Annotated in this window: 18 protein-coding genes and 6 pseudogenes; 1 reads left to right on the plus strand and 23 read right to left on the minus strand. The window is 41.7% G+C overall.

What is annotated here, in order from left to right; genetic code table 11:
• Positions 1-68 precede the first annotated feature (68 nt).
• The 8 genes and pseudogenes from C5523_RS15970 to C5523_RS27740 form a co-directional block, all read right to left on the minus strand.
• Complete coding sequence (locus C5523_RS15970; protein ID WP_108701512.1) at positions 69-401, minus strand: barstar family protein; 333 nt, start codon at positions 399-401, stop codon at positions 69-71.
• Positions 401-691, minus strand: coding sequence for a ribonuclease domain-containing protein (locus C5523_RS27735; RefSeq protein ID WP_223878711.1), 291 nt, complete (start codon positions 689-691; stop codon positions 401-403). Before C5523_RS27735 ends, C5523_RS15970 begins: the two co-directional genes overlap by 1 nt.
• A 66-nt stretch (positions 692-757) precedes the next feature.
• Positions 758-879: pseudogene (locus tag C5523_RS28015) on the minus strand (RHS repeat-associated core domain-containing protein); the annotation flags it as partial.
• Positions 880-1,148: 269 nt separating this feature from the next.
• The gene (locus C5523_RS15980; RefSeq protein WP_108701513.1) at positions 1,149-1,412 is read right to left on the minus strand and encodes a hypothetical protein; all 264 of its coding nucleotides are present in this window, start codon (positions 1,410-1,412) and stop codon (positions 1,149-1,151) included.
• Positions 1,413-1,629: 217 nt separating this feature from the next.
• Positions 1,630-1,959, minus strand: a complete 330-nt coding sequence (locus C5523_RS15985) for a hypothetical protein (RefSeq protein WP_155525404.1) — start codon at positions 1,957-1,959, stop codon at positions 1,630-1,632.
• A 924-nt stretch (positions 1,960-2,883) separates the two neighbouring features.
• A complete protein-coding gene (locus C5523_RS15990; RefSeq protein ID WP_108701515.1) occupies positions 2,884-3,318 on the minus strand; it encodes a hypothetical protein in 435 nt (144 codons plus the stop codon).
• A 12-nt stretch (positions 3,319-3,330) separates the two neighbouring features.
• Positions 3,331-3,600, minus strand: coding sequence for a hypothetical protein (locus C5523_RS15995; RefSeq protein ID WP_155525405.1), 270 nt, complete (start codon positions 3,598-3,600; stop codon positions 3,331-3,333).
• Between the two features lie 63 nt (positions 3,601-3,663).
• Positions 3,664-3,744 (minus strand): annotated as a pseudogene (locus C5523_RS27740) (RHS repeat-associated core domain-containing protein); the annotation flags it as partial.
• 144 nt (positions 3,745-3,888) lie between these two features.
• Here C5523_RS27740 and C5523_RS16005 point away from each other — a divergent pair.
• Positions 3,889-4,167 carry a SymE family type I addiction module toxin gene (locus C5523_RS16005; protein WP_223878804.1) on the plus strand — a complete coding sequence of 93 codons (279 nt, stop codon included), beginning with the start codon at positions 3,889-3,891 and terminating at the stop codon, positions 4,165-4,167.
• 66 nt (positions 4,168-4,233) lie between these two features.
• Here C5523_RS16005 and C5523_RS16010 read toward each other — a convergent pair whose 3' ends face one another.
• The 15 genes and pseudogenes from C5523_RS16010 to C5523_RS16065 form a co-directional block, all read right to left on the minus strand.
• On the minus strand, positions 4,234-4,548 hold the full coding sequence (locus C5523_RS16010; RefSeq protein WP_108701518.1) for a hypothetical protein: 315 nt from the start codon (positions 4,546-4,548) through the stop codon (positions 4,234-4,236).
• Between the two features lie 377 nt (positions 4,549-4,925).
• Positions 4,926-5,535: pseudogene (locus C5523_RS27940) on the minus strand (RHS repeat-associated core domain-containing protein); the annotation flags it as partial.
• Positions 5,536-5,790: 255 nt separating this feature from the next.
• A complete protein-coding gene (locus C5523_RS16020; protein ID WP_108701519.1) occupies positions 5,791-6,789 on the minus strand; it encodes a hypothetical protein in 999 nt (332 codons plus the stop codon).
• Positions 6,789-7,169, minus strand: coding sequence for a hypothetical protein (locus tag C5523_RS27750; protein WP_223878815.1), 381 nt, complete (start codon positions 7,167-7,169; stop codon positions 6,789-6,791). Before C5523_RS27750 ends, C5523_RS16020 begins: the two co-directional genes overlap by 1 nt.
• A 23-nt stretch (positions 7,170-7,192) precedes the next feature.
• Positions 7,193-7,504, minus strand: a pseudogene (locus tag C5523_RS27755) (RHS repeat-associated core domain-containing protein); the annotation flags it as partial.
• A 77-nt stretch (positions 7,505-7,581) separates the two neighbouring features.
• Positions 7,582-7,953 carry a hypothetical protein gene (locus tag C5523_RS16030; protein ID WP_125124877.1) on the minus strand — a complete coding sequence of 124 codons (372 nt, stop codon included), beginning with the start codon at positions 7,951-7,953 and terminating at the stop codon, positions 7,582-7,584.
• 73 nt (positions 7,954-8,026) lie between these two features.
• Positions 8,027-8,155 carry a glycohydrolase toxin TNT-related protein gene (locus tag C5523_RS28020; RefSeq protein ID WP_223878712.1) on the minus strand — a complete coding sequence of 43 codons (129 nt, stop codon included), beginning with the start codon at positions 8,153-8,155 and terminating at the stop codon, positions 8,027-8,029.
• A 132-nt stretch (positions 8,156-8,287) separates the two neighbouring features.
• Positions 8,288-8,818: an SMI1/KNR4 family protein gene (locus C5523_RS16040; protein WP_108701522.1), complete on the minus strand. Its 531-nt coding sequence runs from the start codon at positions 8,816-8,818 to the stop codon at positions 8,288-8,290.
• Between the two features lie 2 nt (positions 8,819-8,820).
• A pseudogene (locus C5523_RS16045) lies at positions 8,821-9,378 on the minus strand (DNA/RNA non-specific endonuclease); the annotation flags it as partial.
• Between the two features lie 241 nt (positions 9,379-9,619).
• Positions 9,620-9,952, minus strand: coding sequence for a hypothetical protein (locus C5523_RS16050; RefSeq protein WP_108701523.1), 333 nt, complete (start codon positions 9,950-9,952; stop codon positions 9,620-9,622).
• Between the two features lie 2 nt (positions 9,953-9,954).
• Positions 9,955-12,139, minus strand: a pseudogene (locus C5523_RS16055) (RHS repeat-associated core domain-containing protein); the annotation flags it as partial.
• A 242-nt stretch (positions 12,140-12,381) separates the two neighbouring features.
• Positions 12,382-12,555 carry a hypothetical protein gene (locus C5523_RS27465; RefSeq protein WP_158276524.1) on the minus strand — a complete coding sequence of 58 codons (174 nt, stop codon included), beginning with the start codon at positions 12,553-12,555 and terminating at the stop codon, positions 12,382-12,384.
• Positions 12,552-12,722: a hypothetical protein gene (locus C5523_RS27470; protein WP_158276525.1), complete on the minus strand. Its 171-nt coding sequence runs from the start codon at positions 12,720-12,722 to the stop codon at positions 12,552-12,554. Before C5523_RS27470 ends, C5523_RS27465 begins: the two co-directional genes overlap by 4 nt.
• A 195-nt stretch (positions 12,723-12,917) precedes the next feature.
• Positions 12,918-13,445 carry a hypothetical protein gene (locus C5523_RS16060; protein WP_083381247.1) on the minus strand — a complete coding sequence of 176 codons (528 nt, stop codon included), beginning with the start codon at positions 13,443-13,445 and terminating at the stop codon, positions 12,918-12,920.
• Positions 13,446-13,505: 60 nt separating this feature from the next.
• A complete protein-coding gene (locus C5523_RS16065) occupies positions 13,506-13,823 on the minus strand; it encodes a hypothetical protein (protein ID WP_071195249.1) in 318 nt (105 codons plus the stop codon).
• Positions 13,824-14,332 lie beyond the last annotated feature (509 nt).

Below are 14,332 nucleotides of genomic sequence, written 5' to 3' on the forward strand. Positions count from 1 at the left end.
GACTAGGGATTAAATAATAAAAAAGCCGGGAAGATTTAATTTTCTACCCGGTTTTTTTGTTGTTACTTTTAAGACTTACAAAGCAGTAATAATATAGAGGCCTTCTCACCAAATAAAATACTTCTACTATTTACTTCTTGTATTGACAAGAGAAAATCGTGTTTAAGATTATCAGGCAACTGATTGATATTATTAACTTCAAGTAATATATATTCATTCTGCTTTATATTTATAGATGTCATTCCTTCTTCCGGGATTCTCAAGCTGGTAAGGCAATCAATAAACGCATGAAAATTGTTACCATAAAAATCAGGAAAACCAAACAGCTGCTTAAATTTATCATGAAATTCAGCAGCATTATTTATTTCTTTAAAATCAATAGATAAAGTAATTATTTTCATTACTTCCATCCTCCAAGATCTATCTCTATGAACGAGTTGTAATGATCATGACTATAGTATGCTTGACCTGTTTTTGTATCAACAACAATGCGCCAGGCCCCTCGGTTTCCAACACCAGGGGTTTTTACAGTCCATTCTCTATAGGGGCAACTTCCAGTATTAAGGCGTTGACTATCAGGTGATATCTTAAAATTATTCTCAAATGGTATGCCATCCCGAGAATAAGCAGGTCTATTTAATTTAATATTGTCAATTGTCTTTTGTACTTCTCTCATATCAGCGGGTGTCATTTTATGACCCCACTTATCATTTATAGCTGCGTGGAATTCCTTCGGATTCTTTGCTGAATGAGAACATTTAAGACCAAGAGGATCGATCCACCCCAGCGTATTAGGCGCATACTGATAAAGATTAACCCCCCCGCCAGCCCTATCGGGTCCTGCTGGGTAAACCTGGCGCTATCCGGGTCGTAATAACGGAGTCCCCGTCGGTTATTCATTCAGCCACAGCCAGCTTCTCTAACACACTGGCCAAAAGCGGCAGGACTTGAGACCGGGTGGACCGTCATCATAGTAGTTTCTGAGAAAGGTACTATCCCCTGGAGGATAACAGCAAGATACAAGAACTGCGCGAGCAGCTTTATCAAGCTAAATAGGTAGTTAAGGGGATTAAGGACGTGCTTGTTTAGTGGACTGAACGATAATATAAAAAGTCGGGAAGATTTAGTTCCTTGCCCGGCTTTTTATTTTAATTTTTTTTCTTAATTTCTTTTATCCACTCATTAAATTCTTTTACTAAATAAGGATCTTCTTTTACTGATAATATCTCTTCTAGATATCGACAAGTGTCTTTATTACCCATATCAATCACGTATAAAGCGATAGAATCAACAATGTCATTTTCAAACGAATCAATAGCCACACAATATATGTTTATTAAATCTCTCAACCCATCATTAACATGTTCTTCTAACTTATTTAAAGCTTCATTATATTGATGTCGGATATCCATAAAACCTCACATTAATTATACGGGAAGCGTCCCGGAGCCATTGGAATGTGAACATCAGCGTTATGATGCGGATTAGTTCCTCGGTCAGAAATCCCACCAGTGGCTGTATGTCTGCCAGTCACGTCTCGTGGGCGATAATTCCCATTAGAAACACTGGATGTTGGGACTGTTTCAATATGAACATGAAGTACAGCATCAGCATAACTGCTTTGGTTACTTATGGCATCAGTTTTTTAATATCTTCAACAGTCAAACTAAAATTATCTATAGTATTTTCATTTAATCCCAAATTAAATTTATTATCTATTTTTTTCAACCAATAATAAAACCCAATAAATATACTCTCATTTTCCTCTGTCAACTCCATAAAACCATAATCAGTATATGACAACTCTAATGACCTTATTATGCATTTAAAAACATCTTTGTTTTCGATTAAGTCATCTGATTCAACGGTCATTAAAATACTAATTATCAATAGCTCATCAGACATATCCATTACCGTAGGAAGAGATGAGACTTTATCCTTTATTTCTCGTAATTTCATATTAATATCTTAATAAGATGAACCATCAAGAGGGATATGGGCACCATTGGATCTAATTTGAACGTTCCCAATGTACCATCAGTTCTAAAGACCTCTCCAGTCGAAGTATTTTTCATACTTACTGTTGGGCCATTTGCAGCATTGGAGTTAGGGAATTTGGCTGCCGCTAATGGATTAGCGCCACGACCATGTACGGTATAACTACCTGCATCATATTTGAATCCACCTCCAGGGAATTTTACTGGATCATGTCCCCATGTATTAGGAATACCGCCTTGACTTGCCCAGGCATCAATATCGGTTTTGTTAATTCTACCATTATTTACTAATTCAGAAGGATCGTTTGGTCGTTTAGTAAAACGTCCAGTCTCATAATTTCGCTAACGATTTGATTTACTATCAAAAGAACAACTTAACCCCAGCGGTTCGATCCAACTAAGCGGATTAGGCGCATCCGGCGCATACCGGTAAAGGTTTATCCCCCGTCGGCCCGGTCGGATCAAGGCGACGAATCTACCCTCCCGTCAATTGATACTACCAGTTTCGTTCGTACCATTCTGGGACTACTACGTCATAGTACATCCGCAATCGACATATTCAGATAACTTAGATTATTTTATTTTTAATCAGTGTGTTAGCAAGTAAAAATAAATTCAAAAACATAATAGAATTATAAAGTTGGCTATATCAGAATCTGTTACGCAAACCGTATAACCATGTACTATTCATGCCGCCCTAACAACGTAGTATCTTAAGAAATGCTGACCGGAAGAAGACCTTATCGCCACGCAGTGGATCTTCGACGGATATATGAGTAGACAATAATGGTAATACAAGAGTCGCACAAACAGCTTTATCATGCGCAGCATGTGATTATGGAGCATTAATAAACCAATTGCTTACCTATACTTATTTGCATTATTTTTAATAAACAATCCTTTGCCACCATTGCTTACCTAAAATATATTTAGAAATAATTCTTCTGGCCCATTTATCATATTTTTTTAGAAAGAAAATCATATCGGCATCAGATTTCTCTGTAATTTCAGCAGATACATTCAGGCCTAAAAAAGGCAATGTATTTATTGAGTCAAATAAATGTAACACTTTCAAAAATTCCTCATGCAGTAAATTATTACCAGAATAAATCAACCTATTCATATAATTATATGTAATTTCAACAATATCCTTGTATTTAGACGTCACAACGCTATTAATAAATTCATTAATCACATCGTCACTCGTTAATTCTTTGTGCTGTAATGCTGAGTATATCTCCCCAGCCACGACTTCAATATCATGGGGTAGCCGATACCCTTTGTTTATTAACTGAACAATATTGCTCATTTTATCTGGCATGGATCAACCTCGCTAATTCGGCACTGAAAAACCAGGTGATTTTCTCAGATTATCCCAGCTTTCAGGAAAGTGAGTAAGTATAGTAGGTGTTTTACCTGTTTGACTTGTTGCTGTAAATAAACCAGTATTGGGGTCGTAATAACCGACTCTCGGTTTATTAGTATATCTATCTCTATAAGTAAATTTCCTACCATCTTGGATAGTAGTTCTGGCACTGAAATCATATTCTCTAACTGAACCAGCTCCAACTTGATCACCATGCTTAGCATAATGATCTCTCAATCCATGTCCTTCAACTCCCTGCCTAGACTTATTCCATTTAGCATTTTTGGCTACACCGCAAAACAGTCCAAGTGGATCGATCCAGCTTAATGGGTTAGGCGCGTAACCATAAAGGTTGATACCTCCATTTAGCCCTATCGGGTCATCGGAACAATTCTATCCCTTGCGCCAATCGTACCGCCAGTTTTCACCGTAACATGCTAAAAACACCTGCATCATACAGACACGCTACCACCACACCCTGATAGTCCCTTATCTGCATTAGGCTATTTTAAGCCAGAAGTCACCATTTCCAAAACACAGCGCCGCTACAAAGTCAGCTATGTCAGAGTCCGCCACGAAAACCGCCGGAATATTACTAAAACCTACTATTCATCCCACCCCAGCCGGACCCTCAAAGGCGACTGGTTAAAAGAGGCGGGATTTGAGATCGGACGCGGCGTGACGGTGAAGATTTTGGAGGGGTGCCTGACCATCATCGCTGACAATAACGAAGTGCAGGAACTGCGTGAGCAGCTTTATCAGGCTAAACAGGTGGTTAAGGAAATTAAAGAAGCGCTTGTTTAGTGAATTGAACGACATTTAAGTAATAAAAAAGCCGGGAAGATTTGATTTCTTACCCGGCTTTATATTTTATTTGCTTTTCAGTATATTCAAACCATCATTTAATATTTTTGTATTACTTACATCCCCACCACGATCTATATATGCAGACCATTTAGGATAGTATTCTTTAAATAAAAGATTACCCAAATCAGTTAGATCAGAACTGTATAACACTAGGTCGTCCTTTACTTCCCCGTCATCCTTAAATGGTTCTAAATAAATCAAGTTATTTTCCTTAAGAAAAGTCATCAATACTTTAGTTATCTTAGTGATTTGCTCACGATAAGATAAGCTCTTATTTCTTTTCAACAAGGTTGAATAGTTAAACCTTAATACACTCATATTCATCTCCACTAGTCAAGGCGTATTATTCGAGATATATCATCAGAAAGTTCAATTAACTCTTTAGCCACAGGATGGCGAACAAAATTACCACCAGAGGCCCGAATAATTTCTTCTTTTGCAGATTGAACTATTTTGGGAGCTGTTTTACTTGTTACTTCTATCCCTTTCCAGCCATCTTTCGTTTTAACTACAAAATCAAGAATACGAGAACCTTTTCTACCTTCCTGAACTATATCATCAACAAGGCCAACCATTTTCCCGTCAGCATTACGTAAATGTCGCTGACTAATAACATTTTCTTTGCCAAACATATTTTGCAATCGTTTTAACAGCTTCGCTTCTCGGGCATCCCCACTTACTTTATTTGGTATACACGTGAGACCTAACGGATCGATCCAACCTAACGGATTCGGAGCATATTGGTAGAGGTTTAATCCCCCCGCCAGCCCTATCGGGTCCTGCTGGGTGAACCTGCCGCTATCCGGGTCGTAATAACGGAACAAATTGTAGTGCAACCCGGTCTCACGATCCAGGTATTGCCCCTGCATACGCAGGTTCTGCGCATAGCCCGTCTCCTGCGGTATCGACTCGTGCAGCAGTTTACCCCACGCGCTGTTCTGCCCTTCCCAGCGGATATCTCCTTCACGGTCCGTCATCCGTTCCGGCGTACCGTTTGGCTGACAGTGGAACCAGAAGATATCCGGATCCTTCGTGCCATCGATACGCGCCAGCGGTTCATAACTTTCCGCGTCGCTATAGACATAAGTCAGGGGCACATCGTCGTGAACTTCTTGCAACAGGCGAAAACCTTCCCACAGAAACGTGTCGTCACCTGCTTTCTTACAGGCCTGCCACCACATCGGTTAACCGGTGCTCGCCGTCGTAACGATAGTGCCAGCGCGTCTGACCATTATTCTTCTACACGGTGCGGTCGTGAATGTCGTAACGCCAGCGGATGCCGCTCCGGTTCACTAAGCGTTTATTGGCATAACCTCCGACGCCGGGCATCAACGAAAGGTCACATGGCACTTTGGTTAAGCGAAAGATCCGCACGATTAATACAGGCATCCATTCATGCTCTGCATGAGTTTTCCATGACTTTTTTCAATATTGAATACCGTAAAGTTCTTTATTAACCATGCCTTCCCCTTTGAACAGCAAGGCCTCTTCACCTGCTTCAACGTTGAAATGATGTCACCCCTTATTGCTGTCGAATATTAATATATTAAAGCGAGTATGTTAAATCGAATAGATTAAATTAAACAACATCCCTTTATCTCTTTTAGGAATAACCCTATATTCCTCACCAATTAATTTAAATATTTCATCCTCATCAACAAAAAAGCCTCTATATATTATGGCCGAAATAATTTTTTGGAAGACTTCCGAAGGAACGTTTTTTCTTAAAAACTTAAGATCGGCAGGATTATTCCTAATGATGTAATATGAGTAGTTCATCAGTATAAAATTTGATATTAATAAATTCCCTGTAGACTGATATTTATCAAAGCACTGCCCCAGGGCTTTATATATGGTTTTCTGAGATTTTTTATAAGTATATACAAAGCCATTAGGGTCGCTAAGATAGCAATTTGTATCATTGAAATGTAGATAATTATCCCGACCATCCTCAATGAACAAGAAATTCAATACCGATATTTGATAATTCTTTATTAATTTAATATCGCCGTAGTTTTTCTCTTTTGCAACCAGTTCATAAAAGTGCTCTATCAAAGGCAATACTGGTACATTATCATTGCGAGTAGTATTTATACAGAACCCGTCACTGGTAACGCATAGTTTGTCATAAGCATCATAATCCATCCCCATTTCAAAACATAAAAATCTCAAAAAGAAATTTTTTGCTTTTATTGCGTAATCTTCATTGTTATTTTTTAAAGAAACGAGTTGGTATATATAAAACAAGATAAAAATATCTTTATCTATACGCTGTCGGTTATCAATTTGAAACAGATAACCTAGTCGCGAGAGGAAAACTTCGAACGCGTAACTTTCATCTTCACTTAAACCTAATCCCTTCAACGCACGCAGGGGCATTCCTTTGGGAAAACAAGTTTGCCAATGGCTCAATTCTGCGAGTTTTCCATTTTCTTTTTTTAAAAAAACAGGAAACAAATTTGGCTCGTCCTGTACATAAACATACTCGCCAAAGCTTTTCATCTCGGCTCTCGCATTGATAAAATGTTCAATCTTATGCAAATACATTTCAAAATTCATTAAATAATCCTCTTACCGCATTTCTTCCAATTTCCTTTAGCATCTTTGCTTTCAATCTGGAATGAAGTAATTTTATCATTAAATTTGGCCAGAATATTTTTACCAATACCCTTTGCTCCAGGTTCATTTCTCTTCGAGAGAACGCCGTCTTTTAATCCTGTTTCTTTATAATCAACTTTAGATATATCACTATGCTGATTAAGAAGTTCTACTCCAGAGTCATTAACCGTTATAACTGCTCGATATTTTACATTTCCGGGGTTAAATCCAGGTCGACTATCATGGTTAACCCATATGGCTTTATCACCACGATTATTAGGAACTAATCCACCTTTACCACCGCGTTCCGAGGCTGATGCAATAGCTTCGTCTTTACTCATATAACGTATAACTTCTTCTTGTTTTAATCCGAGGGGGTCTCTTCTAGAGAGCCCATTTACGCCATACTGATAAAGATTTATCCCCCCGCCAGCCCTATCGGGTCCTGCTGGGTAAGCCTGGCGCTATCCGGGTCGTAATAACGGAACAAATTGTAGTGCAACCCGGTCTCCCGATCCAGGTATTGCCCTTGCATACACAGGTTCTGCGCATAGCCCGTCTCCTGCGGTATCGACTCGTGCAGCAGTTTACCCCACGCACTGTTCTGCCCTTCCCAGCGGATATGCCCTCCACGTTCCGTCATCCGTTCTGGCGTACCGTTCGGCCGATAGTGGAATCAGAAAATATCGGATCCTCTAACAGTTACCCAATCATTTTTATAGATACAGAAAATGTACACTTTTCTTTAAAGAATTATTTTTCGATCGCATAGCCTAATAAGATTATTTTAAACCTGGATGGTTGGCTTTCACCTGCAGCGACAATAATATTTACAGCACAACCATCAATGTTATCACTATATACATACACATCTAAGTTCATATATTTATATGAAGGCATATTATCATTTTCATAAGAAATTGTTTTAACACCGCTGATTTCATCGGAAATTTGTTTTTGGAAGACTGAATCATATTCCCATATAGGCCTCGCCATTATATTATTAAATATTATATACTTGCCAATTTTGGGAATGATTATTCCCATGTTAAATTTATAAAATCTCTCCTCCGTCCCATCATATAAAATTTTGTTTGGTTTAAAATTATAAAACTCTCTCATCATTTCAACCTTATTTCTCTCTTAACTTACCTTCGGCAAGAAGCTGACTAATCGATTTAGAAAGCTCTAACTGTGTTCACTTACCTGGTTGGTTAACCCAGGGTATTGCTGACCTCGCATCAGCATGGATAGGAGCGAGAACTTCATAGACTTTATATAGTTTATTCAGTGTATCCAATGATAGTGCACGGCTCTCAAAATACAAGAACTGCGCGAGCAGCTTTATCAGGATAAACAGGTGGTTAAGGGAATTAAGGATGTGCTTGTTTAGTGTACAAAACGGGTATTAGATAATAAAAAAAGCCGGGAAGAATTTATTTCTTTCCCGGCTTTCGTTTTAAATAGTTTCGAACTTGACAACATCAGGAGGGAAGCTATCGGGAAATGATTTATATTTAACCCTGTTTGCTAATAAACTTTCTAAAAAAGTAGTCAGCCCATTGTCAGAATACTCAACTTCAGGTGATCTTGATGGAATAATAGCGGTCCCCCATAAATCACTATTCCCTTTAGAATTTACAACCCAAAAAATATAATCACCATTATCAGTAACTCCCACTGGAATCAATCCATTATCTTTTGGATATAATTGATATTTATAATAATCGCTATCTGACTCGATCAGATAATTAAGATCCTCTAAAATAAATTTATATTGTTCGAAAAAATTCACATCTTCATTTTGGCTAAATGGGTTAAATATAACAATAAATTCTGCAATACGACCCGAGCCATATGTATTTATAAAATCAACATAATCAGACGGAAAAGATAAATTATCCTCAATCAAAGGCCATTTCATCACCTTGCCCGATTCTGAAGGGGAAACTGGTGGTGTTAGTATCGAAATTAGATTATTTATTGGCATATTTACATTCCCGGTGGATTAAGTACTGTAACGTGTTCGAAGAATCCTCCTGATCCTTCTGCTTTTATTGTAATACCAGCCGGTATTCTGGAAGGGCCATGATAAATAGGAGTTATGTTTAGATCAACAACTTCCCCTTGTTCCAAAGCCTTCCTTATTCGACCTTCTATTCCACTCATCACTGGTGTATTGGCCGGTCGTTGTTGAATAGTAATTAGATTGCGAACATCATCACCAGAGCCACCTAATTGACGACCAAGCAAGTGCCCTCTTGCCCGATTACAACCAGCTCCGGTAATAAATCCGGGAGGTTGAATATTGGTATTTGCGTGCGTTTCAGTATTTATATGGCTTACATTTAATCGAGCCTTCACACCTGTTGGCCGACTAAGCTATCCAGTTCACCATATTTGATACCACAATTCATTAACCCCAGCGGATCTATCCAACGAAGAAGGTTAGGCGCAACTGATAAGGGTTTATCCCCCCGCCAACCCTATTGGATCATGCTGCGTAAACCGTCCGCTGTCCGGGTCGTAGGACCTGAACAGGTTATAATGTTACTCCATTTCACAGTCAAGATCCCCCCCATGAAAATACTAAATAGCTGCGTCTAATACCGTTACACTTGCCATTTATTAACATGTGGCAGCTACGCAAGAGCAAAACATAGCAAGCCCGGCGTAGCTCCTCTTAGCGGAGAGAAAAGCTCTAATCCCTTGTCCTGCAAGGGCTTGCAAAAAGTGTAACCCTATTCCGCGCAGTTATTTAGAGTTAGTGTTTTCTAATTGTCTATGTTCCTTAAGGATTTAATTTTACAAATAGATAATCATATAATGCTTCAGCAATAAATTCAGCATGCTCACTCTTTACTATCAAATTAAAAAAATAATATTGCTCATATAAATCATCAATAATTTGATGTTCGCACATAAAGAATTTGGCATAACTTATATATATACCTCTAATATCCTCGGATAGTTTTTCCAAATTAACCTGGGAGGTTGTAACATCATAAAATATATTCGTATACTCCCGATCAACTTGACTAATCTCTATAAAAGGAGCATTCAATTTCTCGCACTGCTTCCAGTGATAAGTTTTTTGATTACTATCTTTATAGATGAATTTCATGTTTAATCCTTAATCTTATAATCAGTCACATGAGTCATTCTTCCATGCTTATCAAATTTCGCCATATAATGAACAATTACGCCATTCATTTTTTGCTCCACTTTAGACCATCCTTTACCTTTAAAGTAAGTTTCTCCAATTTGATCCGCTTTAATAATCACCGTACCGTTTTCAGGATGTTTTATTACATGATCTAAAGCAAATTCTTCATTTTTGTTCCTGGGCCTCGTTCTGCCTGTCGCTTTTGATTTTACCTTTTCAGGTTTACGTGATGATGAACATTTTCTCAATCCAAGAGGATCGATCCCCCCCAACGGATTCGGCGCATGCGCATAAAGGATTATCCCCCCCGCCAGCCCCCTATCGGGTCCTGCCGGGTAAACCTGCCGCTATCCGGGTCGTAATAACGGAACAAATTGTGGTGCAACCCGGTCTCCCGATCCAGGTATTGCCCCTGCATACGCAGGTTCTGCGCATAGCCCGTCTCCTGCGGTATCGACTCGTGCAGCAGTTTCCCCCACGCGCTGTTCTGCCCTTCCCAGCGGATATGTCCTTCGCGGTCCGTCATCCGTTCCGGCGTACCGTTTGGCTGACAGTGGAACCAGAAGATATCCGGATCCTCTGTGCCATCGATACGCGCCAGCGGTTCATAACTTTCCGCGTCGCTATAGACATAAGTCAGGGGCACATCGTCGTGAATTTCCTGCAACAGGCGAAAACCTTCCCACAGAAAACGTGTCGTCACCTGCTTTCCTACCGGCCTGCCCCCCAGCGTCTGCTGGCGTGTTTTGCTGATACGCCGGCCGAGCGGGTCATAGCGGAAACTGACCTGCGTTTGTGGTTTGTTGCGATCCCTCGGGACGGCCACCACATCGGTTAACCGGTGCTCGCCGTCGTAACGATAATGCCAGCGCGTCTGACCGTTGTCTTTTTCGGTGGTCCGCCCATGAATGTCATAGCTCCACTGAATGCCATTTAAACGGGTGAGACGGTTATGACGAACAGACTGCTGCAGGCTGTTATCCAGCGGGTTGCCCGCCGCATCCCAGCACCACTGCTCTTTTCCGGGGGACGTGCCGTCCTGTTCCAGCAGACGCCCGGCGCTGTCATATTTCCAGTTACACCAGTTGAACGGATCATCATCACGCTCTTCGCGCACCGGGTTGTTGCGGTAGTCGTAATCCCAGCGGCGTGACCAGCGTGCGGGTGCCGGACGCTGCGCATTGCCGGTGAACACATCCCGGCGATGGATGCGTCCGAGACGATCGTATTCATTGCGGCTTGTCAGCAAGCCCTGCGTACGGCCAACTTCCCGGTGTAACTCATCGCGGGTAAAGTCACTTATCGGCAGATTATCGAGAGCCAGGCTCAGCAGATGCCCGCTTCCGTAATAGAAATATTTCAGATGACGCCCGTCGGGTAACTCCACCGATGTACGGTTGTTCAGCGCATCATAAGTCCAGCCCAGCCTGCCGTTTTCACCCTCTTCACTGATAACACGTCCCAACGCGTCATAGGTAAAGATCAGCTCCTGTTCAGCTTCCTGACTCCATACGTCATCACCCAGTGGGGGATGTAACGCCACTCGCGTAACCTGCCCATTCGCAGAGTAGTGATAACGGGTCTGCCCTTCCGGCGTGCTGCGGGCAAGCAGTTGACCCGCCTTGCCCCAGCGAAACGCATGCGTTAAAGCCTGTGAATGCCCGGCGGCGAAAGTACGACGCACAGTGCGTCGGCAGGCATCATATTCATACTGTGTTGCGACACCGTCCAGCCCTGTTTCAGCAAGCAGCAGCGAATCCGCACCCCACTCAAAGTGATACGCTTCCCCGTTTTCATTTTGCAATGCCGTTAATCTGTCGCGGCTGTCCCAGCGACGGCGCACCTCTTCCCCTAGCGCGTTACGGGTTGCCACCAGCCGGCCTGCGTCATCCCAGCTAAACTCGTGGCGCTTACCGTCCGGGGTAATATGGTATTCCGGTAGTCCACGTGAGTTCCAGCCGATAGACTCCTGCCAGCCCTCCGCCCGCTCCAGTTGCAGTGGGCGACCTGCGGCATCATAGTGATAGCGGGTGATACGCCCCGAACAGCATCCATCTCTTCCACCACCTGGCCAAAAGCGTCGCGCTTAAGCAATGTACTCTGCCCCAATGGATCGACGATGCGCGCCAGCCCGTGGTGCTCGTTCTGTTGTCTGCCCCTGCCTATGAGCAAATCGCCATCCGTGAGGCCCAGGCCAATATCAGCCTGACGGCAAAAAACTGGTGATTTCACGCAATACGCTTTACCGGCGACTGGAAAAATGACAAAACGTCGGCAGAGTCTGAATTGCACTTATGTATCCGCAACTGTCCCGACTCGCCTAGGCAAACTATCAGGCGGAGAGATTATTCAGCCAGTTGCCTGCCACCTGGGATATATGAACGCGGTCACCGTGTCAGTGCAGCACCTGTAGTTGATGCAACCTTCGCCCCCAGCGCAGCAACCATCACTTGAGCGCCCAAGTAGATACCCATAACCGATTTACCGTGAGTAAGACGCTCAAGGATGATCGACATCTCAGTCTCGAAGAAAGGGTAAACAGACTGTTCATGTATACTCATCGGCCCGTCCAGAACGATAAGTAAATCGTCGGCCAATGGGCCAAACATTGAGAGGCAATGAACGGGGTATCGATATGTTGCCAGCGATATCCCTTCTCCAGTAAGGATTCGCCAAGCGAATCAAAATCTTCAAAAAGCACATGACGAAATACAAAGCCTGTCTTCATGACGGTCCCTTCATCTGAGTAAAATACGCACGTGAGCAACAACCTTGTACAGGGGAAAAAGCTTGTCAATGACCATATGTGAATGGGGGACGGTACTTCGCAGAAGTATATTTTGTGAAAGCGCAGGGAAGAGATTACAGACTCAGGGTTAAACGCGGATGCCTCGCTCCAGGGATAATAGCCCTGGGGCAGGTGTTATTCGCGATGGTCGATCACGACACCACTTAGACACTTAGGATTTATTTCAGCAAAACTGAACGACACGTCCTGATCGTCATTTAGCATAGCGGTATAGCTGGTGACTTCATAAACCGAATGCCCGCGCGGTGTATCGGTAATCTTTAGCGGTGAATAATGCTGACGGACCTGTGCAAGCGTGATGCATTGTCCCTTGAGTGAAAAGCTGATAAAGGCGGATTGCTCTTTCGGAATTCGCCTCAGGCGCACGTCGATATCGTCAATTTGGCTACCATCATCCAATACCACCGCATCCGACTGATAGAAATTAACATACTCATTTTGATCATGCAGGGTTAATGACAACGGATACTGCGAAATGGTATCCACCCTCAGATGTTGGGTTGCAGCCTTAATGTAAACGATAAAATCCCAGAGATTGTTTGTGGGTGTTTTCGCCACAGCAGGGGCTGTTATCAGTAACACAACCGCAATACATATGCTGAGTTTTTGCTTCCGGAGGTGTTTTACCATGTGTTCGGTCATTGTCCCTGTTCAAAAATACTGCGGATTCACATTCATAATGCTACGTAATAGCATATCAGGCTAACAAACAGATGCAATCAATGTCATTGAATCTTTATACTTAGCCACTGTATCTTTCCCTGATATAAAAATATGAGGTTTTAATTCATTCCAGATGTGACGATGACAGGTCTCTCTAATTTTATTGGCTAATGCTTTAAAATTACCACTCTCTTCATATTGGATAAGTGTCTCTTTCGATATAGTAAAAGAACGAAACACATCCATTTGCGAATGCAAATTGTATTCTGAAAAAACAACAGTAATCACCAACGTTGAGCCTTGGGAATATATGTCGTAATCCCATGACTCCCTTAACAGTAAAAACACATCAGTCATAGCATTATCCTGAATAATTCTCTCACATACAAGAAAATGATATCATTGCTTTATTCACCTGACATATTTTATTTTTAGCATTCATTTCTTTTCACACAACCAACTCCCTCCTGGTGTGGAAAAATCGTTTTTAATTTACAAGCAATTTTCGAAGAGATACGGTTAGCGTTGGATAAATTCTTTGACAGCCCAGGATCAACCGTATCAAATTGTTTTAAGGCTAACGGCCCCAAATCATTATGTATTGCGCATTTATCTTTTTCGGTTCCAGAAAAAAATGAATTATATTAAAACTGATTTCTTCTATTACATAGAGAGAAAACCCAGGCGCTTTACAAGCCGTAATATTAATAACATCAAACACATCATTGATATAATCAATCGCGGTGTAGTACTCTTTACTCATTGACTGGATCCGAACATTTCCTTTTCATTTGAGAGCAATGATGAGCTTAATCATCTGACTGCCGGGGCCATGTTGATCCGCCATCAAGGCCACCAACGTGCAA

It is taken from the genome of Phytobacter sp. SCO41, assembly GCF_003073275.1.
Lineage (GTDB): Bacteria > Pseudomonadota > Gammaproteobacteria > Enterobacterales > Enterobacteriaceae > Phytobacter > Phytobacter diazotrophicus.